This window comes from Pseudomonas sp. R5(2019) (assembly GCF_009905435.1).
Taxonomy (GTDB): domain Bacteria; phylum Pseudomonadota; class Gammaproteobacteria; order Pseudomonadales; family Pseudomonadaceae; genus Aquipseudomonas.
Map to the genome: position 1 here is coordinate 24,027 of NZ_JAAAMT010000040.1, position 21,272 is coordinate 45,298.

Annotated in this window: 20 protein-coding genes; 6 read left to right on the forward strand and 14 right to left on the reverse strand. The window is 62.3% G+C overall.

Features of this window, described 5'->3' with window-relative positions; genetic code table 11:
* Positions 1–58 precede the first annotated feature (58 nt).
* Complete coding sequence (locus tag GUY40_RS21490) at positions 59–376, reverse strand: hypothetical protein (protein ID WP_166570927.1); 318 nt, start codon at positions 374–376, stop codon at positions 59–61.
* Between the two features lie 285 nt (positions 377–661).
* Here GUY40_RS21490 and leuS point away from each other — a divergent pair, with 285 nt between their 5' ends.
* The 4 genes from leuS to GUY40_RS21510 all read left to right on the forward strand — a co-directional run bounded on the left by leuS (position 662) and on the right by GUY40_RS21510 (position 6,483).
* Complete coding sequence (gene leuS, locus GUY40_RS21495; protein WP_166570928.1) at positions 662–3,268, forward strand: leucine--tRNA ligase; 2,607 nt, start codon at positions 662–664, stop codon at positions 3,266–3,268.
* Between the two features lie 69 nt (positions 3,269–3,337).
* The gene (gene lptE, locus GUY40_RS21500; RefSeq protein WP_166570929.1) at positions 3,338–3,943 is read left to right on the forward strand and encodes an LPS assembly lipoprotein LptE; all 606 of its coding nucleotides are present in this window, start codon (positions 3,338–3,340) and stop codon (positions 3,941–3,943) included.
* Between the two features lie 40 nt (positions 3,944–3,983).
* Positions 3,984–5,021: a DNA polymerase III subunit delta gene (holA, locus tag GUY40_RS21505; RefSeq protein ID WP_166570930.1), complete on the forward strand. Its 1,038-nt coding sequence runs from the start codon at positions 3,984–3,986 to the stop codon at positions 5,019–5,021.
* Positions 5,022–5,154: 133 nt separating this feature from the next.
* Positions 5,155–6,483, forward strand: coding sequence for a lytic murein transglycosylase (locus tag GUY40_RS21510; protein WP_166570931.1), 1,329 nt, complete (start codon positions 5,155–5,157; stop codon positions 6,481–6,483).
* Between the two features lie 87 nt (positions 6,484–6,570).
* Here GUY40_RS21510 and GUY40_RS21515 read toward each other — a convergent pair whose 3' ends face one another.
* From GUY40_RS21515 to GUY40_RS21575, 13 genes are all read right to left on the reverse strand, one after another.
* A complete protein-coding gene (locus GUY40_RS21515; RefSeq protein ID WP_178117918.1) occupies positions 6,571–7,500 on the reverse strand; it encodes an LD-carboxypeptidase in 930 nt (309 codons plus the stop codon).
* A gap of 84 nt (positions 7,501–7,584) precedes the next feature.
* Positions 7,585–8,613: a lipoyl synthase gene (gene lipA, locus GUY40_RS21520; protein WP_256675816.1), complete on the reverse strand. Its 1,029-nt coding sequence runs from the start codon at positions 8,611–8,613 to the stop codon at positions 7,585–7,587.
* Position 8,614: 1 nt separating this feature from the next.
* On the reverse strand, positions 8,615–9,262 hold the full coding sequence (lipB, locus tag GUY40_RS21525; protein ID WP_166570932.1) for a lipoyl(octanoyl) transferase LipB: 648 nt from the start codon (positions 9,260–9,262) through the stop codon (positions 8,615–8,617).
* Positions 9,262–9,546 carry a DUF493 domain-containing protein gene (locus GUY40_RS21530; RefSeq protein ID WP_166570933.1) on the reverse strand — a complete coding sequence of 95 codons (285 nt, stop codon included), beginning with the start codon at positions 9,544–9,546 and terminating at the stop codon, positions 9,262–9,264. Before GUY40_RS21530 ends, lipB begins: the two co-directional genes overlap by 1 nt.
* A 78-nt stretch (positions 9,547–9,624) precedes the next feature.
* Positions 9,625–10,785 (reverse strand): D-alanyl-D-alanine carboxypeptidase family protein, encoded by a 1,161-nt coding sequence (locus GUY40_RS21535; RefSeq protein WP_166570934.1) that lies wholly within the window; start codon positions 10,783–10,785, stop codon positions 9,625–9,627.
* Between the two features lie 216 nt (positions 10,786–11,001).
* Positions 11,002–12,000, reverse strand: coding sequence for a septal ring lytic transglycosylase RlpA family protein (locus GUY40_RS21540; RefSeq protein WP_166570935.1), 999 nt, complete (start codon positions 11,998–12,000; stop codon positions 11,002–11,004).
* Positions 12,000–13,010 carry a lytic murein transglycosylase B gene (gene mltB / locus GUY40_RS21545; protein ID WP_166570936.1) on the reverse strand — a complete coding sequence of 337 codons (1,011 nt, stop codon included), beginning with the start codon at positions 13,008–13,010 and terminating at the stop codon, positions 12,000–12,002. The genes GUY40_RS21540 and mltB overlap by 1 nt, the downstream gene beginning before the upstream one ends.
* Before the next feature lie 17 nt (positions 13,011–13,027).
* Positions 13,028–14,131: a rod shape-determining protein RodA gene (rodA, locus tag GUY40_RS21550; RefSeq protein WP_166570956.1), complete on the reverse strand. Its 1,104-nt coding sequence runs from the start codon at positions 14,129–14,131 to the stop codon at positions 13,028–13,030.
* A 31-nt stretch (positions 14,132–14,162) separates the two neighbouring features.
* Positions 14,163–16,058, reverse strand: a complete 1,896-nt coding sequence (gene mrdA / locus GUY40_RS21555) for a penicillin-binding protein 2 (protein WP_166570937.1) — start codon at positions 16,056–16,058, stop codon at positions 14,163–14,165.
* Positions 16,059–16,075: 17 nt separating this feature from the next.
* Complete coding sequence (rlmH, locus tag GUY40_RS21560; protein ID WP_166570938.1) at positions 16,076–16,543, reverse strand: 23S rRNA (pseudouridine(1915)-N(3))-methyltransferase RlmH; 468 nt, start codon at positions 16,541–16,543, stop codon at positions 16,076–16,078.
* A gap of 9 nt (positions 16,544–16,552) precedes the next feature.
* Positions 16,553–16,939 (reverse strand): ribosome silencing factor, encoded by a 387-nt coding sequence (rsfS, locus tag GUY40_RS21565; protein WP_166570939.1) that lies wholly within the window; start codon positions 16,937–16,939, stop codon positions 16,553–16,555.
* A 47-nt stretch (positions 16,940–16,986) separates the two neighbouring features.
* The gene (gene nadD / locus GUY40_RS21570; protein WP_166570940.1) at positions 16,987–17,679 is read right to left on the reverse strand and encodes a nicotinate-nucleotide adenylyltransferase; all 693 of its coding nucleotides are present in this window, start codon (positions 17,677–17,679) and stop codon (positions 16,987–16,989) included.
* Position 17,680: 1 nt separating this feature from the next.
* Positions 17,681–18,952 carry a glutamate-5-semialdehyde dehydrogenase gene (locus tag GUY40_RS21575; RefSeq protein ID WP_166570941.1) on the reverse strand — a complete coding sequence of 424 codons (1,272 nt, stop codon included), beginning with the start codon at positions 18,950–18,952 and terminating at the stop codon, positions 17,681–17,683.
* A gap of 170 nt (positions 18,953–19,122) precedes the next feature.
* On the opposite strand from GUY40_RS21575, the gene GUY40_RS21580 reads away from it, so the two are divergent.
* Positions 19,123–19,842, forward strand: coding sequence for a DNA-3-methyladenine glycosylase (locus GUY40_RS21580; protein ID WP_166570942.1), 720 nt, complete (start codon positions 19,123–19,125; stop codon positions 19,840–19,842).
* 2 nt (positions 19,843–19,844) lie between these two features.
* On the forward strand, positions 19,845–21,161 hold the full coding sequence (locus GUY40_RS21585) for a bifunctional DedA family/phosphatase PAP2 family protein (protein ID WP_166570943.1): 1,317 nt from the start codon (positions 19,845–19,847) through the stop codon (positions 21,159–21,161).
* Positions 21,162–21,272: the final 111 nt, after the last annotated feature.

A 21,272-nucleotide genomic window follows, 5' to 3' on the forward strand; every position in this document is an offset into this window, starting at 1 on the left:
GGTGAAAATGGACTTTGCATGCGACGCACTCCAGCCTGCGTCAGGCTCGTTGCAATGGTTATTTGAATTGCAGCGTTCTGGATTTGACCGTGGATTTACCGCCCCTCTTGTCCTTCAGCCAGACAACACTGGCCGAACGAGGCGACTCTTTTGACTGCGGAGCGCCAGAGCTTCCATGCCCAGCTACCGGGATGGATTCCAGGTAGGCGTTGATCAATTCGAATTCAGCGCGGCTCAGGCCACGTAACTCCAATTCAGCAGGCATTTCATCTCGTAAACGAACTGAAGTCCGAGCCACATCGAGGGCAAGCCCCAAGCGGTCGATCAACCGTTCGTACAGCTCCGGTTTCATTGCTTTTAGCTGCGACTCTACCATCCGCTCACCTCATTGAAGATAAAACAGACTCCCCACTCATGAGCTTAGCGTTGCTCGCCAAACCGGCCGTACGCTGCGACCAACGGATAGCGTGGGCTGGGAGCCAAATGCCCGTCTGAATAGTCTTATAGACCAGCCTCGGGTCGGCCTCCATGCAATCAGCGTTTCCCTCGATAGACAGGGGTCATGTATGCTACTGCGTTCATCATCAGACACCGGATTGCCGAGTGCAGCGGATTCACCGCTGCCTGGATAAGGTCACCCATTTCTCAGCGCAAAGTAGCCATGCACGAACTCTATCAGCCCCGCGAAATCGAAGCCGCCGCCCAGTCCTTCTGGGACGAGCAAAAGTCCTTTGAAGTAAGTGAACAGCCAGGCAAGGACACCTACTATTGCCTATCGATGTTCCCCTACCCTAGCGGCAAGCTACACATGGGGCACGTGCGCAACTACACCATCGGCGACGTGATCGCCCGCTACCAGCGCATGCAAGGCAAGAATGTCCTGCAGCCAATGGGCTGGGACGCCTTCGGCATGCCGGCCGAAAACGCCGCGATGAAAAACAACGTCGCGCCGGCCAAATGGACCTACGAAAACATCGACTACATGAAGACCCAGCTCAAGAGCCTGGGCCTGGCCATCGACTGGTCGCGTGAAGTCACCACCTGCAAGCCCGACTACTACCGTTGGGAGCAGTGGCTGTTCACCCGCCTGTTTGAAAAAGGCGTGATCTACCGCAAGAACGGCACCGTGAACTGGGACCCGGCTGACCAGACGGTCCTTGCCAACGAGCAAGTCATCGACGGCCGCGGCTGGCGTTCGGGCGCGCTGATCGAGAAGCGCGAAATCCCGATGTACTACTTCAAGATCACCGCCTATGCCGACGAGCTGCTGGAAAGCCTCGACGAACTGCCGGGCTGGCCTGAACAGGTCAAGACCATGCAGCGCAACTGGATCGGCAAGTCCCGCGGCATGGAAGTCCAGTTCCCGTACGACCTGGCGTCGATCGGTTCGGCCGGTGCCCTGAAAGTCTTCACCACTCGTCCTGACACCCTGATGGGTGCCACCTATGTGGCCGTTGCCGCCGAGCACCCACTGGCCACCCTCGCGGCCCAGGGCAACCCCGAGCTGCAAGCCTTCATCGACGAATGCAAGAGCGGCAGCGTGGCCGAGGCCGACGTGGCCACCCAAGAGAAGAAAGGCCTGCAGACGTCGCTGTTCGTCGAGCACCCGCTGACCGGTGAAAAACTGCCGGTCTGGGTCGCCAACTACGTGCTGATGCACTACGGCGATGGCGCCGTCATGGCGGTCCCGGCCCACGACGAGCGTGACTTCGAATTCGCCCATAAGTACAATCTGCCGGTCAAGCCGGTGGTGCGCACCAGCGCCGGTGACGAAACCCCGGCCCCGTGGCAAGACGCCTACAACGAGTACGGCCAGCTGATCAACTCTGCCGAATTCGAAGGCCTGGACTTCGCCGGCGCCTTCGACGCCATCGAAGCAGCGCTGATTCGCAAGGACCTCGGCCAGTCGCGCACCCAGTTCCGCCTGCGCGACTGGGGCATCAGCCGCCAGCGCTACTGGGGCTGCCCGATCCCGATCATTCACTGCAACAGCTGTGGTGACGTGCCGGTGCCGGAAGACCAACTGCCGGTCAAACTGCCTGAAAACGTGGTACCCGATGGTGCCGGTTCGCCGCTGGCGCGCATGCCGGAGTTCTACGAGTGCAGCTGCCCGAAATGTGGCCAGCCCGCCAAGCGCGAAACCGACACCATGGACACCTTCGTCGAGTCGTCCTGGTACTTCGCCCGCTACGCCTCACCTAACTACGAAGGCGGCATGGTCGACCCTAAAGCGGCCAACCACTGGCTGCCGGTCGATCAGTACATCGGCGGCATCGAGCATGCGATCCTGCACCTGCTCTACGCGCGCTTCTTCCACAAGCTGATGCGCGACGAAGGCCTGGTCAGCTCGAACGAGCCGTTCAAGAACCTGCTGACCCAGGGCATGGTCGTTGCCGAAACCTACTACCGTGTCGCGGCCAACGGCGGCAAGGACTGGTTCAACCCGGCCGACGTCGAAGTCGAGCGCGATGCCAAGGCCAAGATCATCGGCGCACGCCTGAAGACCGACGGCCTGCCGGTGGAAATCGGCGGCACCGAGAAGATGTCCAAGTCCAAGAACAACGGCGTTGACCCACAGGCCATGATCGACGCCTACGGCGCCGACACCTGCCGTCTGTTCATGATGTTTGCTTCACCGCCTGACATGAGCCTGGAATGGTCCGACTCCGGCGTCGAGGGTGCCAACCGCTTCCTGCGCCGTGTCTGGCGCCTGGCACAGGCCCATGTGGCCCAGGGCCTGGCCGGCAAGTTGGACGTCAACACCTTGAACGACGAACAGAAAGTCATTCGCCGCGCCATCCACCAGGCCATCAAGCAGGCCAGCCAGGATGTTGGCCAGTACCACAAGTTCAACACCGCCATCGCCCAGGTGATGACCTTGATGAACGTACTGGAAAAAGCCCCGCAAGGCAGCGAGCAGGATCGCGCCCTGTTGCAGGAAGGCCTGGAAACCTGCGCCCTGCTGCTGGCGCCGATCACCCCGCACATCAGCCACGAACTCTGGCACCGACTGGGTCACGGCGGCGCCGTGATCGACGCCAGCTGGCCAGTGCTGGATGAAAACGCCCTGGTGCAAGACACCCTGGTGCTGGTGATCCAGGTCAACGGCAAGCTGCGTGGCCAGATCGAAATGCCTGCCAGCGCCAGCCGCGAGGACGTGGAAGCGGCTGCGCGGGTCAACGAAAACGTGCTGCGCTTCACCGAAGGCCTGACGATTCGCAAAGTCATCGTGGTACCCGGCAAACTGGTCAATATTGTCGCCAGCTGATTGAAGCAGGCGCCCGCAGCAACGGGCGCCTGTCGCAGAATCGGCCTACAGGGTTTCAAGGAGCATTACATGATCAAACGCAATCTGCTGGTAGTGGGCCTCGCCATGCTGATGAGCGCCTGCGGCTTCCAGCTGCGGGGCACCGGCACCAACGAATTGGCCATCAAGGAACTGGACGTCACTGCCCGCAACGCTTACGGCGAAACCGTCAAGCAACTGCGTCAGACGCTGGAAAACAGCGGTGTGAACGTTCACGCTGGCGCGCCGTACAAACTGGTCCTGACCCGCGAAAACGAAACCCAGCGCACTGCGAGCTACACCGGTTCCGCTCGCTCGGCCGAGTATGAGCTGGGCACCGAACTGCAATACGAGATCCAGGGCCAAGGCAACTTGTCTCTGCTGGGCGACAAGCTCGAAGTGCAGAAGGTCTACATTTACGACGGTAACAACGTTGCCGGCTCCGGCCAGCAATCGGATCAGGTCCGCCGCGAGATGCGTCGCGAGCTGGTCCAGCGCATGATGCTGCGCCTGCAGCAGCTGACGCCTGCCCAGCTGGAACAACTGCAAATCGATGCCGAAGCCCGCGCCAAGGCTGAAGCCGACGCACTGGACGCCGCTCTCCGCGCTCAGCAAGCGCAGCCGCAGCAGTCGCCCATGCAACTGCCTATCAAATGATGCCATGCGGGGCACGTGAGTGCCCCGCCTGCCGACGCCGATGAAACTGACCCCCGCCCAACTCAACAAGCACCTGCAAGGTAGCCTGTCGCCGGTCTATGTGATCAGCGGCGACGACCCGCTGCTCTGCCAGGAAGCCGCCGACGCCATACGCGCAGCCGCCCGCCAGCAGGGTTTCGATGAACGCCAGGTGTTCAGTGCCGACGCCAACTTCGACTGGGGCACCCTGCTCCAGGCCGGCGCCAGTCTTTCTCTGTTTGCCCAGCGGCGTCTGCTTGAGCTGCGCCTGCCTTCCGGCAAGCCGGGCGACAAGGGCGCGGCGGCATTGATCGAATATTGCTCGCGCCCCGCCGAAGATACGGTGCTGCTGATCAGCCTGCCCAAGCTTGATGGCAGCGCGCAGAAAACCAAATGGGGCAAGGCCCTGATCGATGGCCAGGCCACCCAGTTTTTACAGATCTGGCCGGTCGATGCGGCGCAATTGCCGCAATGGATTCGCCAACGCCTGTCGCAAGCCGGGCTCGCCGCGCAACAGGACGCGGTCGAACTGATCGCCGCCCGGGTCGAGGGCAACCTGCTGGCCGCCGCCCAGGAAATCGAGAAGCTCAAGCTGCTGGCCGATGACCAGCAGATCACCGTCGAAACCGTGCAAGCAGCGGTCGCCGACAGTGCGCGCTTCGATGTCTTTGGCCTGGTGGACGCGGTGCTCAATGGCGAACCTGCGCACGCCCTGCGCATTCTCGAAGGGTTGCGCGGTGAAGGCGTCGAGCCACCGGTGATTCTCTGGGCGCTGGCGCGGGAACTGCGAGTGCTCGCCAACCTGGCCCAGCAATACAGCCAGGGTGTGCCACTGGACAAAGCTTTCAGCCTGGCCCGCCCGCCGATCTGGGACAAACGCAAACCGTTAATGAGCAAAGCCCTGCAACGGTATTCGGCGCAACGTTGGGCGCAGCTGTTGCAGGATGCCCAGCAGATCGACGCCCAAATCAAAGGCCAGGCTGCCGGTTCACCCTGGATCAGCCTATCGCGGTTGTCGTTGCTGATGGCTGGACAACGGTTGGCATTGCCCCCCCAATAGACTCTGTCATATCACGCCGCGAAGCCTTCCCGTCTAAAAAACGGGCGGCTTGTTACTTTTTGGCAGCATAAAACCGCGAACCTTCCAAGGCATGATATGGTCAGTATCTGAACGGTATTACCTGGACCTCTGCATGCTCCCAAGCCTTTCTAATCGTTGGCAATTACGCCAACTGATGACCGCCTCCAGCCTCATCCTGCTCGTCGCTTGCGCCGAAAAGCCGACGGCTGCCGATGCCGTGCCACTGGTGCCTGCCAAACCCGCCACCCCTGCCCTGATGACGCCCGTCAAACCGGCCGCTGAACCAGAGGCAGACGCCTTTATCCCACCGACCCAGTCCTTCGAGCAATGGCGCGATGGCTTCCGCCAGCAAGCGCTGCAAGCAGGCGTCAGCCCTGCCCTGTTCGACCGCGCCTTCGCCGGCATCGAGCCGGACATGAGCGTGGTCAAGGCTGACCGCAGCCAACCCGAATTCGCTCGCCCGGTCTGGGAGTATCTGGAGGGCGCCATGTCGCCCGTACGTGTGCGTAAAGGCCAGGCACTGCTGGCGCAACACGCCGACATCCTGGGGCGGATCGAGCAGCGTTACGGCGTCGACCGGCAGGTGTTGGTCGCGGTGTGGGGCATGGAAAGCAGCTTCGGGCAGTTCCAGGGTGACAAGTCGGTCATCCGCTCACTGGCGACCCTGGCCTACGAAGGCCGGCGCCCGGATTTCGCCCACAGCCAACTGCTGGCGGCTCTGCAAATCCTGCAAAACGGCGATATCGAGCCAGAACGCATGCTCGGCTCGTGGGCCGGTGCCATGGGCCAGACCCAGTTCATCCCGACCACCTATAACACCCACGCCGTGGATTTCGACGGCGACGGCCGCCGGGACATCTGGAACAGCGCTGCTGATGCCTTGGCCTCCACGGCGCACTACCTGCAGAGCTCGGGCTGGCAACCAGGCCAGTCGTGGGGCTTTGAAGTGGCTCTGCCGCCCACCTTCGACTTTGCCAAGGCCGACGGCACGGTGCGCATGAGCGTCAGCGAATGGCAGCGGCTGGGCGTGACCCTGCCGGCCGGTGCACGGATGCCTGCAGGTGTCGAGAACCTGTCCGCCACCCTGCTGCTGCCGGCCGGTTATCGCGGCCCGGCGTTCCTGGTGCTGGACAACTTCCGCGCCATCCTCAAGTACAACAATTCGTCGTCATACGCGATGGGTGTCAGCCTGCTGGGTGAACGCTTCAATGGCAGCGGCTACATCTATGGCCAGTGGCCGCGCGATGACTTGCCGCTCAGCCGTAGCGAACGCATCGAGCTGCAGACCCTGCTCACTAGCAATAACTACGATGCCGGAAACCCGGACGGCATCATCGGCGCCAACACCCGCAAGGCCATTCGCAGCGCTCAGCAGTCACTGGGCTGGCCGGCCGATGGTTATCCGACGCACAAGCTGCTGGAGAGCTTGCGTAACCGCTGACCTGGGTAAGGAGCCGGGCTTGCCCGCGATGGGGCGCGCAGCGGCCCTAGGGTCTGCTGCGCAGCCCATCGCAGGCAAGCCTGGCTCCTACAGGCGGAACAATTCCTGCTCCAGCCGCAGCTCCTGGCGATCGGCGTCCAGGCTCATCATGGCGCCGAGCGGCAGCGTGAGGTTTGGATCGCAATGCCCGCTGCGCCACGCCGCCAACACCGGTATACCCAACGGCGCGAAGGTCTCGCGAAGTAACGGTGCCATCTCCTCCACCCCAAGCTTCGTGAAGTCGCCTACCAGCACGCCCTGCAAGCCCTCGAACTTGCCCGCCAGGCGTAGCTGGGTCAGCAGTCGGTCAACTCGGTACAGCGGCTCGCCAATGTCTTCGATAAACAGCAGATTGCCGGCCAACTCGATGTCGAACCGAGTCCCCAGCGTCGCGCCGATCATTGCCAGGTTCCCGCCCACCAGGCGCCCCTGCGCCCTCCCCGGCAACAAGGTGGTCAATGACCAGTGTTCAGGGTGCTCAAGACACTCCCCGGCCCGCACACGCCCCTGCAACAGGTCGAACAATGACGACTCGGTGGGCGGCTGCCTGGAGGCCAGCAGTTCTGAAGTCAGCATGGCGCCGTGGAACGTCACGAAACCCGCATATCGGGCAATGGCCGTATGCAGCGCTGTGATGTCGCTGTAACCGATAAAGGGCTTGGGATTGTCGCGCAGCAACTTGAAGTCGATGCCGTCGAGCAATCGCATACTGCCGTACCCACCACGAAGGCAGATGATGGCGTCCACCTGCGGATCGGCGAAGGCCGCATGAAGGTCCGCCAGCCGACAGGCGTCGGCACCGGCCAGATAACCGCCGTGCGTTGTCGCGCTGGGGTATAACCGGCAGCCAAAGCCGCGCTGGGCAAACCAGTTAACGGCTGCCTCGGCATCGAACTCGCGAGGGCCAGCCGGGGCGATGATGGCGATCAGGCCATTGACCGGCAGCGCTTTCAACAAAGGAGCTTGAAGACTCAACAGAAGAATTCCTTGTCAGCAAAAACAACAATGCCGACATGAGCCCAAGGCTCGATGTCGGCATCACACAGCAATCAAGGCAACCGATCAGAGTTTGATCTTGGCCTCGTGGGCTTGCTGGTCGGCGTGGTACGAGGAGCGAACCAGCGGGCCCGAGGCAACGTTCTTGAAGCCCATCTTGTAACCTTCCTCGGCAAACCAGGCAAAGGTGTCCGGGTGCACGAAGCGCTGTACCGGCAAGTGGCTGCGCGACGGCTGCAGGTATTGGCCGAGGGTCAGCATGTCGATGTTGTGCTCGCGCATGCGATGCATCACTTCGATCACTTCTTCGTCGGTCTCACCCAGGCCCAGCATCAGGCCGGATTTGGTCGGCACGTGCGGCACCAGTTCCTTGAACTTCTGCAGCAAGGTCAGCGACCACTGGTAGTCCGAACCCGGACGCGCGGCCTTGTACAGGCGCGGCACGGTTTCCAGGTTGTGGTTGAAGACATCTGGCGGCTCTTGGGCAGTGATGGCCAGGGCCACATCCATGCGACCGCGGTAGTCAGGTACCAGGGTCTCGAGCTGGACGCCCGGCGACAGTGCGCGAATTTCCCGCAGGCAGTCGGCGAAGTGCTGGGCACCACCGTCACGCAGGTCGTCGCGGTCAACCGAGGTAATCACCACGTATTTCAGGCGCAAGTCGGCGATGGCGACCGCGAGGTTTTTCGGCTCATCGACGTCCAATGGTTTCGGACGACCATGGCCCACGTCACAGAACGGGCAACGACGGGTGCAGATGTCACCCATGATCATGAACGTGGCGGTACCGCCGGAGAAGCACTCGCCCAGGTTCGGGCACGAGGCCTCTTCGCAAACGCTGTGCAGCTTGTGCTTGCGCAGCAGTTGCTTGATGCGGTCGACCTCGGGGGAAACCGGGATGCGCACCCGGATCCAGTCCGGCTTTTTCGGCAGTTCGTCGGTGGGAATGATCTTCACCGGGATACGGGCGACTTTCTCGGCACCGCGCAGCTTGACGCCGGCTTCCACTTTGGCACGGGCTGGGCGTTCGCCCACATTCTCCGTGGGGATCAAGGTTTGCACGGCGTCATTTACCGTTTCTAGCGCAGTAGTCATATCAGTCGATTCCGCCCGTGAGGGTCGTCTGCTCAGCAAAGTCGAGGTGCTTGACGAGCTGCGAGCGCAGCCTTGCACTTACCTCGGCCAATTCAATGGGACCAGTGTGGTCGCGCAGCTGGGTCATCGCCAGCCCCGCATACCCGCAGGGATTAATGCGTCGGAATGGCGCCAGGTCCATATCCACGTTCAAGGCCAACCCGTGGAAGGAGCAGCCATTGCGAATCCGCAGGCCGAGGGACGCGATCTTCGCGCCGTCGACATAAACACCTGGTGCATCGGCCTTGGCGGCCGCCTCTACACCATAACTGGCCAGCAACTCGATGAGGCTGCGCTCGATCCGGCTGACCAGATCACGAACGCCAAACCCCAGTCGCCGGACATCCAGCAACAAATACACGACCAGCTGGCCAGGACCGTGATAGGTCACCTGGCCACCGCGGTCGACCTGCACCACCGGGATATCCCCCGGCAGCAACAGGTGTTCGGCCTTGCCGGCCTGCCCCTGGGTGAATACCGGCGGGTGCTGAACCAGCCAGATTTCGTCGGCGGTCTGCGGCCCACGCGAGTCGGTGAACGCTCGCATGGCCTGCCAGACAGGCTCATAGGCCATCAGGCCCAATTCACGAAAGCCCAGGGTGGTCGACATCAGAGCACCATCTTCACGACACCCGTAGCGCGCAGTGCACTGTTGATGTCCTGCAACTGATTTTCGCTGGTAGCGATGATGTGCAACTGGACCGTGGTGTACTTGCCGTTGGAGCTCTGGCGCTCGGCCAGTGTCGCCATATCGACGACGGCGTGTTTTTTCAGGACTTCGATAACGGTTGCCTTGTATCCGACACCGGTATCGCCGATCACCTTGATCACGTAATCCTCGCAAGGGAATACGATTTTATGTGCTTCTGGATCTATGTCTTTTGGATCAGTCATGGAGTAACGGCCTCTTAAGCCGCGGCGACAAGCCCGCCCCCGGCCTGAAACAGGCCGGGGGCGGGCTGATCGTCGATATCAGTTGAACAAGCCGTAGAAGAATAGACGAATGCTATCCCACATGCGGCGCATGAAGCCACCTTCCTCGACGGCCTCCAGTGCAATCAGGTCGGCGCTGTGGACAACCTGCTCACCCAGTTTGACTTCAACTTTGCCGATCACCTCGCCCTTGGCGATTGGCGCGGTCAGTTGCGGGTTCATGGTCATGCTGGCAGCCAGGTTTTTCAATTGGCCTTTAGGCAAAGTCATGGTCAGGTCATCAGCCAGGCCTGCCTTGACTTGGCGAGCGTCGCCCTTCCAGACCGGCGCCTGAGCCAGCTCAGTGCCTTTCTGATAGAAGGTCTGGGCTTCGAAGAAGCGGAAACCGTAGGTCAGCAGCTTCTGGGTTTCAGCGGCGCGAGCCTGTTCGCTGTTGGTGCCGAAGACCACGGCGATCAGGCGCATGCCATCGCGTACGGCCGAAGACACCATGCAGTAGCCAGCTTCGTCGGTGTGACCGGTTTTCAGACCGTCGACGGTCTTGTCACGCCACAGCAGCAGGTTGCGGTTGGGTTGCTTGATGCCGTTCCAGAAGAACTCTTTCTGCGAGTAGATCGCATAGTGGGCCGGGTCTTCGTGGATGATCGCCCGTGCCAGCAGCGACATGTCATGCGCCGAGGAGTAGTGGTCCGGGTGCGGCAGACCGGTGGCGTTCATGAAGTGGCTGTTGCTCATGCCGAGCTTTTCGGCAGTCTTGTTCATCAGGTCGGCGAAGGCATCTTCGCTGCCGGCGATATGCTCGGCGATCGCGACGCTGGCGTCGTTGCCGGACTGAATGATGATCCCGTGCAGCAGATCACTGACGGTCACTTGCGAGCCGACCTTGATGAACATCCGCGAACCACCGGTACGCCAGGCGTTCTCGCTGACAGTGACCGGATCGTTCTCGCCGATCTGCCCGCGACGGATTTCCAGGGTCGCGATGTAGGCGGTCATCAGCTTGGTCAGACTGGCCGGCGGCAAACGCTGATCGCCGTTGTTCTCGACCAGGATGTTCCCGCTGGAAGCTTCCATGAGCACGTAGGACTTGGCAGCCAGCTGCGGCGGCGACGGCATCATCTGCTCCGCCGCGAAGGCGGCAGGGGCGATCATCAGCGATACAAGCAGGCACAAGCGTTTGGCAAAGGTGGTGATGTTCATCCGTCTCTCGAAATTGCTAATGGGCAAATGCCCTTGCGGGCAATCGTGGTTTTCAGGCTCGGGCCCGAGGCAAAGGCAGCCATTGTACAGGCTGTTTCACGCTTCGGCGGTCGCTTTGTCAGGCTGGCCCCCCGAGACCCGCCAGCGACAACCCGCTCTGCGGCGGGCTTATATCCTAGGCAGTGCCTGCTCCGACACGAAGCCGGCGCTGCCGGTTCAATCGGTAGTTACCACACTCGGCTGGCCCAGGTTGGCCAGACGAATGCTGTTCTGGACTTGCTGGGCTTCCCCCTGCGAATCGATCGGCCCCAGGCGAACCCGGTGCAAGGTCTGCTGGCTGCGCACGATGGAGCTGATGAACACCGGCTGGCGGACCATCCCACTCAACTTGGAACGCAGCAGTTCGGCGGCATCCGGGTTGGCGAACGCCCCCACTTGCAGGAACACGCCCGACGAGCCGGTGGCCGACTTGTTCGCGCTGACCTGCACCGGCAGCACCGCGGCGGCATGTTGCTGTGGCGGCGGCGTATAGACTTCAATGGCGCCGGTAGAGGAGCTGAACGCCGGCTTGGCCTGGGCCACCTGCGGTTGTTCGAGCACCATCGGTGCCGGCCGGCCTTTCTGCGCCCACCATTGCTGCGGGTCGATGCCTACTACCTTGACCCGCGCCGTACCGGTTTCGGCATAGCCGAGTTTTTTCGCGGCCGCGTAGGACAGGTCGATGATACGGTCGGAATAGAACGGCCCACGGTCGTTGACCCGCAGGACCACGCTCTTTTGGTTATCCAGGTTGGTGACGCGCACGTAACTGGGCAGCGGCAGGGTCTTGTGTGCCGCGCTCATGCCGTAGAGGTCGTAGACCTCGCCGTTGGCGGTGTTCTGGCCATGGAACTTGGTGCCATACCAGGACGCCGTGCCGGTGGCGACGTAGCTGCGCGAATCGCTGATGGGGAAATAGGACTTGCCCAGCACCGAGTAAGGCGCGGCTTTATACGGGCCATTGTGCGGAGTGGGCACGGCATCGGGAATGCGCGAGACATCCACGTCCCACCAGGGCGCGCCGTCTTTGTGCGCGCGGTTGATGTCCAGGCCCGGCTTGGCCGGCACCGCGGTGCTGGTCTGCGGTGCACGACTGGTGGAACAACTGACCACCAGCAACGCCACGACCGCGCAGGTCATCAGCTTCAAGGGTGTGCGAATAGGCATTGCGCGCATTACTTGACGCCCCGTGCTTGAACCAGCATTTCCGACAATTGATGGACCGCCATAGCGTACATCACGCTGCGGTTGTAACGCGTAATGGCATAGAAGTTCTTCATCCCCATCCAGTACTCTGGGCCGGTTTCGCCTTCGAGCCGCAAAGCGGTGACCGGCAGATCGTCGCGCAGCGCATCATGACTCGACCACCCCAATGCCCGCAACTCCCCCACGGTCTTTACCGGGTCCAGGCCTGGGGTCAAGCCCTCGTCGACGCGCTCGCCGCGCACCGAGGCCTGGCTGACAACCGGCTCGCCGGCCACCCAGCCATGACGCTTGAAGTAACTGGCGACGCTGCCGATGGCATCGTCAGGGTCGTTCCAGATATTGATGTGGCCATCGCCGTCAAAATCCACGGCATAGGCGCGAAAGCTGCTGGGCATGAACTGCGGCAAGCCCATGGCCCCGGCGTAGGAGCCTTTGACCGTCATCGGATCGATCTGCTCTTCACGGGCCAGGAGCAGGAACTCGCGCAGCTCCTTGCGGAAGAAATCGGCGCGTGGCGGGTAATCGAAGCCCAGGGTCGACAACGCATCAATGACCCGGTAGTTGCCAGTATTACGGCCGAAGAAAGTCTCGACGCCAATGATCGATACGATGACCTGCGCGGGCACGCCGTATTCCTGCTCGGCGCGGGCCAGTGCGGCCTCATGCTGGCGCCAGAAATCGACACCGCGGGCGATGCGGGCGTCGGTGATGAACATCGGCCGGTATTCTTTCCACGGCTTGACCCGTTCGGCCGGGCGCGAGATGGCGTCGAGAATCGACTGCTTGCGCTCTACCTCGCGGAACACACCCATCAACTGCTCACCGGCAAAGCCATAGTCGCGAGTCATCTCGCCGACAAAAGCGGCCACTTGCGGTGAACCTTCGTAATCGCCCGCGGCCGCTTGCTGCGCGCCACCCAGGATGCCCACCAGGCCTACCCAGGAAACGCACCGGACAGCCCAGTTGCGCATGAATTGCATGTAATTGTTCACCTTAATCAGACTTGAGCGATCCACTTGCGATGGGTATGGATCGACATCAAAACTCCAAACGCTGACAGCAGCGTCACCAGCGAAGTTCCGCCGTAGCTAATGAATGGCAGCGGCACGCCCACCACGGGCAACAAGCCGCTGACCATACCGATATTGACGAAAACATACACAAAAAACGTCATGGTCAGGCTGCCCGCCAGCAGCTTGCCAAACAGGGTCTGGGCCTGTGCCGTGATGACCAGGCCGCGGCCGATCAACAACAGATAAATCAGCAGCAAGGCGCAGATCCCGACCAGCCCGAACTCTTCGCCGAGCACGGCGATAATGAAGTCGGTGTGGCTTTCCGGCAGAAAGTCCAGGTGCGACTGGGTGCCCAAGAGCCAACCCTTGCCGAACACACCACCCGAACCGATCGCGGCCTTGGACTGAATAATGTTCCAGCCGGTGCCCAGCGGGTCGCTTTCAGGGTCGAGGAAGGTCAATACCCGCTGCTTCTGGTAGTCGTGCATCACAAAGAACCACATGGCCACCGCCACCGGCACGGCAGCGGCCAGCACGCTGATAATCCAGCGCCAGCGCAAGCCTCCTATGAACAACACGAAGGCGCCCGAGGCCAGGATCAGCAGCGAGGTGCCCAGGTCTGGCTGGCGCACGATCAGAATGAACGGCACTCCGATCAGCATCAGGCTGATCGCCACATGCTTGAGGTGTGGCGGCAGCGAGCGTTTGGCCAGGTACCAGGCAATGGTCGCCGGCATGATGATTTTCATGAATTCCGAGGGCTGGAAGCGGATGACCCCCGGGATATTGATCCAGCGCGTGGCCCCCATGGCGTTGTGGCCCATGACATCCACCAGCACCAGCAGGATCACGCCGATCACATAGGCCAGCGGCACCCAGCGGGCCATGAAGCGTGGCTCAAGCTGGGCGATGACAAACATCGAGACCATGCCGATGCCGAACGAGGAGGCCTGCTTGAGCAGCAAGTCCCAGTTCTTGCCGCTGGCCGAATACAGCACGAACAGGCTGCCGGCCGCCAGGGTCAGCAGCAGCACCAGCAGCGGACCGTCGATGTGCAGGCGCTGCAGCAGGCTCGCGCGCCGACGCATGACGTCCTCACTGGAGAGCATGCGGTCAAAATTACTGATCATTGGCCGCAGCCTCCGCAACGGTAGGGTTGGCGAATTCAGGCTTGAGGCGGCCATCCGGACCGAGCAGCCAGGCGTCCATCACCTGGCGAACCACAGGGGCTGCAACGCCGGAGCCGGACTCACCGTTCTCGACCATGACCGAGACCACGATTTTCGGGTTATCGGCCGGGGCAAAACCCACAAACAAGGCGTGGTCGCGATGGCGTTCCTGAACCTTGGAGCGGTCGTAACGCTCACCTTGCTTGATGGCCACGACCTGGGCCGTACCACTCTTGCCGGCAATCCGGTACTGCGCGCCGATCGCCGCCTTGCGCGCGGTGCCTCGGGCGTTGTGCATCACCTGCTCCATGCCGTGGGTGACCTTGTTCCAGTCAGACTTGTCACGCAGCACGATGTCTTCCATCGGGTTTTCATCGACCGGTGGCAAGCCTTCGATGGTCTTGGCCAGGTGTGGACGGTACCACTTGCCCTTGCTGGCGATCAGCGCGGTAGCCTGCGCCAGTTGCAGCGGGGTGGTCTGCATATAGCCCTGGCCAATCCCGAGAATCAGGGTTTCTCCCGGGAACCAGGCCTGGCGGCGGGTGGCGCGTTTCCAGTCCCGTGACGGCATCAGCCCCGGCGATTCTTCGAACATGTCCAGGGCGACTTTCTGACCAATGCCGAAGCGGTTCATATAGTCGGACAGGCGATCGATGCCCATCTTGTGCGCCAAGTCGTAAAAGTACGTGTCGTTGGACCGCATGATCGCGATGTCCAGGTCTACCCAGCCGTCGCCACTACGGTTCCAGTTACGGTACTTGTGGTCATAGTTGGGCAGTTGGTAGTAACCGGGGTCGAACACCCGCGATGCTGCGGTGACAACACCAGAATCAAGGCCAGCGATGGCCACCGCCGGCTTGATGGTCGAGCCTGGCGGGTACTGGCCGCGCAGCACGCGGTTGAACAGCGGCCGGTCGATTGAGTCGCGCAGTTCGGCATAGGCCTTGAAGCCAATACCCGTGACGAACAGGTTAGGGTCGAAGCTCGGTTGGCTGACCATTGCCAGCACCTCGCCGGTGTTCGGGTCCAGGGCCACGATGGCACCACGGCGCCCGCCCAGGGCAGCTTCCGCCGCTTCCTGCAACTTGATGTCGAGGCTCAGGACAATGTCTTTGCCGGGGCTCGGGTCGGTACGCTTGAGCACCCGCAACACGCGACCACGGGCGTTGGTTTCGACTTCTTCGTAACCGACCTGGCCGTGCAGTTCAGGCTCGTAGAAGCGCTCGATGCCGGTCTTGCCGATATGGTGGGTACCGCTGTAGTTCACCGGGTCGAGGGTTTTCAGCTCTTTCTCGTTGATCCGCCCGACATAACCGACCGAGTGGGCAAAGTGCGCCCCCTGCGGGTAATGCCGCACCAGCTGCGCCACCACCTCGACGCCGGGCAGGCGGAACTGGTTGACCGCCACGCGGGCGATCTGTTCTTCGGTCAGCTCGAACAGAATCGGCACCGGCTCGAACGGCCGGCGCCCCTGCTTCATGCGTTTTTCGAACAAGGCGCGATCGTCAGGCGTCAGTTCCAGCACCTCGACGATCACATCGAGCACCTGCCGCCAGTTGCCAGAGCGTTCGCGGGTCATGCTCAAGCTGAAACTCGGCCGGTTATCGGCGACGATCACCCCATTTCGATCAAAGATAAGCCCGCGGGTCGGCGGAATCGGCTGCACATGGACGCGGTTGTTTTCCGACAGCGTCGAGTGATACTCGTACTGAATCACCTGCAGGTAGTACAAGCGGGCGATCAGCACACAAATGAGCACGACCACCGCCACGGCGCCCACGACAACGCGCTTGCGCACCAGGCGGGCGTCTTTCTCGTGATCCTTGAGGCGAATCGGCTGAGACATTAAGAAGGCTTACAGGCTTATTTGTGGTAGGGGTGCCCGGACAGGACAGTCCAGGCGCGATAAATCTGTTCGCCGATCAGAATCCGCACCAGCGGGTGCGGCAGGGTCAACGGTGACAACGACCAGCGCTGCTCCGCGCGCGCGCACACCTCTGGCGCCAGCCCTTCGGGGCCACCGACCATGAGGTTGACCGTGCGCGAATCCAGGCGCCAGCGATCCAGCTCGACCGCCAACTGCTCGGTGCTCCAGGGCTTGCCGTGAACCTCGAGGGTGACGATCCGCTCACCGGGCTGAACCTTGGCCAGCATGGCTTCGCCTTCCTGACGGATCAGGCGGGCCACATCGGCGTTCTTGCCGCGGGTATTGAGCGGAATTTCCACCAGTTCCAGCGACAATTCCGAGGGCAGGCGCTTGGCGTACTCGTGCCAGCCCTCTTCAACCCACTTGGGCATGCGCGAGCCGACTGCAATCAGGCGTAGACGCACAGCGCTGCCTTATTCGTTGCCAGGGGTGTGGTGCGCACCGCTTGCAGCACGGCTCTGCTCGGCACCTTGCCACAGACGCTCCAGGTCATAGAACTGGCGAGCGGCGGCGGTCATCATGTGCACGATCACATCGCCCAGGTCCAGCAGCACCCAGTCGCTCTCGCCTTTGCCTTCTTCGCCCAGTGGCTGGCAGCCTTGGGCTTTGACGTTTTCGCGGACCTTGTCCAGCATCGCGTTGATCTGGCGATTGGAAGTACCGGTGGCGATGATCATGTAGTCGGTCAGGCTGTGCTTGTCCTTGACGTCGATGACCAGGATGTCCGAAGCCTTGACGTCTTCCAGGGCGGCGGTGGCCAGTTTGACCAGTTCTTCGCCATTCAGTGTTTGTTTCTTCATAAAAAACTCATTCAACTCGTAGATTGGGGCCGCCTTGCGGCGTGCCCTCAGGTCGACGCACGGTACAGCCCGTGCGCATCGATGTAGGCCAGTACCGCATCCGGCACCAGAAAACGTACCGACTTGCCGCTGGCCAGCAGCTGTCGGATCTGGGTGGCCGACACGGCCAAGGGTGTCTGCCAGATAAAGGTGATTTGCCCGCCGGGCCCCTGGAGCGCCTGCGGATCGCTGATGGACCGCGCCGCCAGCAGGTTGCGCAAGGCATCCGGCGGCTCGACATCGGCATCCGGCCGCTGCAGCACCAGGATGTGGCAATGCTGCAGCAGTTCTTCCCAGCGGTGCCAGGTCGGCAGACCGCAAAAGGCATCCCACCCCAGCAGTAAAAACAGCTGGTCGTCAGCGGCCAGCTCGGCGCGCATCAACTCCAGCGTATCAACGGTGTACGACGGCTTGTTGCGTTGCAGCTCACGCGCATCCACCGTCAGCGGCGCCACCCCTTGCACCGCGCACTCGACCATCGCCAGGCGCTGCTGGGCAGACACCTGTGGCGTGTCGCGATGCGGCGGGCGGGCATTGGGTGTCAGGCGCAACTCGTCGAGCCCGAGCATCTCGGCCACTTCCAGCGCACTGCGCAAATGGCCGATATGCACCGGGTCGAAGGTGCCGCCCAGCACGCCGACACGTCGCGCAGACGCAGCGGGGGCAGGCTGTTGGCTAGCCTTTGGCTTGACGCCTGCCAAGTCAGACAGGCTCCTGGCCGCGCAATTGTCCGTCGCCAATCACAACGTACTTCTCGCAGGTCAGGCCTTCCAGGCCGACCGGGCCACGGGCGTGCAGCTTGTCCGTGGAGATACCGATCTCGGCACCCAGCCCGTACTCGAAACCGTCGGCGAAGCAGGTCGGGGCGTTGAGCATCACCGAACTTGAATCGACTTCGCTCATGAACCGGCGGGACTGGCCCTGATGCTCGGTCACGATCGCATCGGTGTGATGCGAGCCGTAATGGTTGATGTGTTCGATTGCCTGGTCCAGGCCGTCGACCACGCGGATCGACAGAATCGCCGCGAGGTATTCGGTGTGCCAGTCTTCTTCAGTGGCAGGCACCGCCTCGATGAACTGACGGGTACGCTCGCAACCGCGCAGCTCGACGCCTTTTTCGCGGAATTGCGCGGCCATGGCCGGCAGGAATTGGGCGGCGACCGCTTGATCGACCAGCAAGGTTTCCATCGCGCCACAGATGCCGTAACGGTACGTCTTGGCGTTGAAGGCAATGCGCTGGGCTTTTTGCAGGTCGGCATCGGCAGCCACATAGACGTGGCAAATGCCGTCCAGGTGCTTGATGACGGGCACCCGTGCGTCGCGGCTGACCCGTTCGATCAGGCCCTTGCCGCCACGCGGTACGATCACGTCAACGAATTCCGGCATGCTGATCAGCGCGCCGACCGCGGCGCGATCGGTGGTTTCGACCACCTGGACCACCGCCGCCGGCAAGCCGGCTTCAGCCAGGCCGCGCTGGATGCAGGCGGCAATCGCACGATTGGAATTGATCGCCTCGGAGCCACCGCGCAGGATGGTCGCATTGCCCGATTTCAGGCACAGGCTGGCGGCATCGATGGTCACGTTCGGACGCGACTCGTAGATGATCCCCACCACGCCCAGCGGCACGCGCATCTTGCCGACCTGAATACCTGAGGGCCGGTAGCTCATGTCACGAATGGCGCCGACCGGGTCCGGCAGGCTGGCCACCTGGCGCAGGCCGACGATCATGCCGTCGATGCGTGCCGGGGTCAGCGCCAGGCGCTCGAGCATGGCCGGCTCGAGACCGTTGGCCCGGCCAGCGGCCAGGTCCAGTTCGTTCGCGGCGGTCAATTCGGCGCGAGCTTCGTCCAGGGCGGCAGCGGCGGCTTGCAGGGCGCGGTTTTTTTGCGCAGTGCTGGCACGGCCGATGACACGAGAGGCTTCGCGGGCAGAGCGACCCAGGCGGGTCATGTAGTCAAGAACGGACTCAGTCATGGTCTCTGTGGTCTTGGCGGAGAAGAAAGCGGCTGATTATAGCTGTCGCGCCCGTCGACGGACAGCGGTGGCAGGCGGATGGTCGAAATCAACTGTCACACGGCGCTGTTCAGGGCCGATTAAGCTGGAAATTGCTATGATCCGCGACCTCTCTCTTGCGGTGGACCTCGATGCTGCAACCCCTTGCTTCGCTGCCGTGGCCGGATGCCCGCCCCCTGCCCGACGCCTTTTTCGACCGCGACGCCCAAGTGCTTGCCCGTGAACTGCTGGGCAAAATCATTCGCCATCGCCAGGGGCCGTACTGGCTGTCGGCGCGCATCATCGAGACCGAAGCCTATTACTGTGCGGAAAAAGGCAGCCACGCCTCGCTGGGCTATACCGAAAAGCGCAAGGCGCTGTTTCTCGATGGCGGCCACATCTATATGTACTACGCCCGCGGCGGTGACTCGCTGAACTTCAGCGCCCAGGGGCCAGGCAATGCAGTGCTGATCAAATCCGCCTTCCCTTGGCTCGATCAGTACTCGGATGCCAACAGCCTGGCGCAGATGCAGCTGAACAACCCCGACGCCAGCGGTAACGCGCGCGCACCTGAGCGGTTGTGCGCCGGGCAGACCTTATTGTGCCGGGCGCTGGGCCTGAAAGTGCCGAACTGGGATGCCAGGCGCTTTGACCACGAGCAACTGTTTGTCGAAGACCGGGGAATCAATGTGCAACACATTATCCAGACCACCCGGCTGGGTATCCCCCGCGGGCGCGATGAACATCTGCCCTATCGCTTCGTCGACGCCCAATACGCTCAATACTGCACCCGGAACCCGCTGCGACGCGGGCAAGTCGAAGGGCACGACTACGTTTTGATCGATCACCTACTACACAAACAAGGAAACTGAGCATGGGCCCATGGCTCGACAGCATGACCGGCTGGCTGACGGTCAACCCACAATGGTTGGGGGTGGCGATTTTTGTCGTGGCCTGCATCGAATGCCTGGCCATTGCCGGGATCGTCGTGCCGGGCACGGTGCTGTTGTTTGCCGTCGCCGTATTGGCCGGCAGTGGCGCGCTGTCGCTGGGTGAAACTCTGTTGCTTGGTTACCTGGGCGGGATGCTGGGCGATGCGGTGTCCTACTTCCTCGGTCGCCGCTTCCACCAGAACATCCGCCGCCTGCCCTTGCTGCGCCATCATCCGGAATGGATCGGCAGCGCCGAGGCCTATTTCCAGCGCTACGGGATTGCCAGTTTGCTGGTGGGTCGCTTTATCGGCCCGCTGCGGCCAATGCTGCCGATGGTCGCCGGCATGTTCGACATGCCCGTGCCGCGCTTTATCGGCGTCAGTTTGATCGCCGGCGCCGGCTGGTCGGTGGCCTACCTGCTCCCCGGCTGGGCCACCGGCGCCGCCATGCGCTTGCCGCTGCCTGAAGGTTTCTGGCCAGAGGCCGGCGTGGTCGCAGCAGGGCTGGCCATCCTGCTGGGTGTTGGCATCGGCACCACCTTGCGCAACAAAAAAGGCGCCACCCGGCTGACCGCAGCCCTCACCCTGCTGATGCTGGCCGCTCTGTTGATTGGCTGGCCACACCTGGTGCAGCTCGATCAGGGCTTGATGACCCTGATTCAGGAACACCGCAGCCGCGCGGTCGATGGCGCCATGGTGGTGGTGACCCGCCTGGGTGATTTTCGCACTCAACTGTTCGTCGGCGCGCTGCTGACCAGCTTGTTGTTGCTGACCCGGCAATGGCGTCATTTTATCTTCGTTGGCGTCACCCTGCTGGGCACAGCGCTGGGCAACGGCAGCCTGAAATGGCTGTTTGCCCGGGCGCGGCCGGAAGTGCTGAGCGCCCCGCTGACCACGTTCAGCATGCCCAGCGGCCATAGCTCGGCGTCTTTTGCGTTGTTCCTGGCCCTGGCGGTGCTGGCCGGTCGCGGGCAACCGCCGCGCATGCGCCTGACCTGGCTTTTGCTCGGCTGCCTGCCGGCCCTGGCCATTGCTTCGTCGCGGCTTTATCTGGGAGTCCACTGGCCGACCGACGTGCTGGCCGGCGCCTTGTTGGCCAGCTGCATGTGCGCCATCAGCCTGACACTGACTCAACGGCCGGCACCGCTCGATGCCCTATCGTTGCGGATATGGTGGTTGATTCTGCCGGCCGTGGTGGCCTTGCTGGCGTTTTCCGCCCTGCATGCCCTGCCCCATGCACTGGAGCGCTATAGCTACTGAAACCTCGACGCGCTGTAGGAGCCGGGCTTGCCCGCGATGAACGATGACGCGCAACCCCTGAAAAACTGCGGCGTCCTCTTTCGCGGGCAAGCCCGGCTCCTACGGGGTCCG

Bases quoted from the DNA above. Each gene is read 5' to 3' on its own strand.
- GUY40_RS21510 (WP_166570931.1), top strand. From the start codon at position 5,155: ATGCTCCCAAGCCTTTCTAATCGTTGGCAATTACGCCAACTGATGACC.
- mltB (WP_166570936.1), bottom strand. From the start codon at position 13,010: ATGCAATTCATGCGCAACTGGGCTGTCCGGTGCGTTTCCTGGGTAGGC.
- GUY40_RS21575 (WP_166570941.1), bottom strand. From the start codon at position 18,952: ATGACTGAGTCCGTTCTTGACTACATGACCCGCCTGGGTCGCTCTGCC.
- holA (WP_166570930.1), top strand. From the start codon at position 3,984: ATGAAACTGACCCCCGCCCAACTCAACAAGCACCTGCAAGGTAGCCTG.
- lptE (WP_166570929.1), top strand. From the start codon at position 3,338: ATGATCAAACGCAATCTGCTGGTAGTGGGCCTCGCCATGCTGATGAGC.
- GUY40_RS21535 (WP_166570934.1), bottom strand. From the start codon at position 10,785: ATGAACATCACCACCTTTGCCAAACGCTTGTGCCTGCTTGTATCGCTG.
- lipA (WP_256675816.1), bottom strand. From the start codon at position 8,613: ATGACTACTGCGCTAGAAACGGTAAATGACGCCGTGCAAACCTTGATC.
- rsfS (WP_166570939.1), bottom strand. From the start codon at position 16,939: ATGAAGAAACAAACACTGAATGGCGAAGAACTGGTCAAACTGGCCACC.
- rodA (WP_166570956.1), bottom strand. From the start codon at position 14,131: ATGCGTCGGCGCGCGAGCCTGCTGCAGCGCCTGCACATCGACGGTCCG.
- leuS (WP_166570928.1), top strand. From the start codon at position 662: ATGCACGAACTCTATCAGCCCCGCGAAATCGAAGCCGCCGCCCAGTCC.
- lipB (WP_166570932.1), bottom strand. From the start codon at position 9,262: ATGTCGACCACCCTGGGCTTTCGTGAATTGGGCCTGATGGCCTATGAG.
- GUY40_RS21540 (WP_166570935.1), bottom strand. From the start codon at position 12,000: ATGCGCGCAATGCCTATTCGCACACCCTTGAAGCTGATGACCTGCGCG.
- GUY40_RS21580 (WP_166570942.1), top strand. From the start codon at position 19,123: ATGCTGCAACCCCTTGCTTCGCTGCCGTGGCCGGATGCCCGCCCCCTG.
- GUY40_RS21490 (WP_166570927.1), bottom strand. From the start codon at position 376: ATGGTAGAGTCGCAGCTAAAAGCAATGAAACCGGAGCTGTACGAACGG.
- mrdA (WP_166570937.1), bottom strand. From the start codon at position 16,058: ATGTCTCAGCCGATTCGCCTCAAGGATCACGAGAAAGACGCCCGCCTG.
- GUY40_RS21530 (WP_166570933.1), bottom strand. From the start codon at position 9,546: ATGACTGATCCAAAAGACATAGATCCAGAAGCACATAAAATCGTATTC.
- GUY40_RS21585 (WP_166570943.1), top strand. From the start codon at position 19,845: ATGGGCCCATGGCTCGACAGCATGACCGGCTGGCTGACGGTCAACCCA.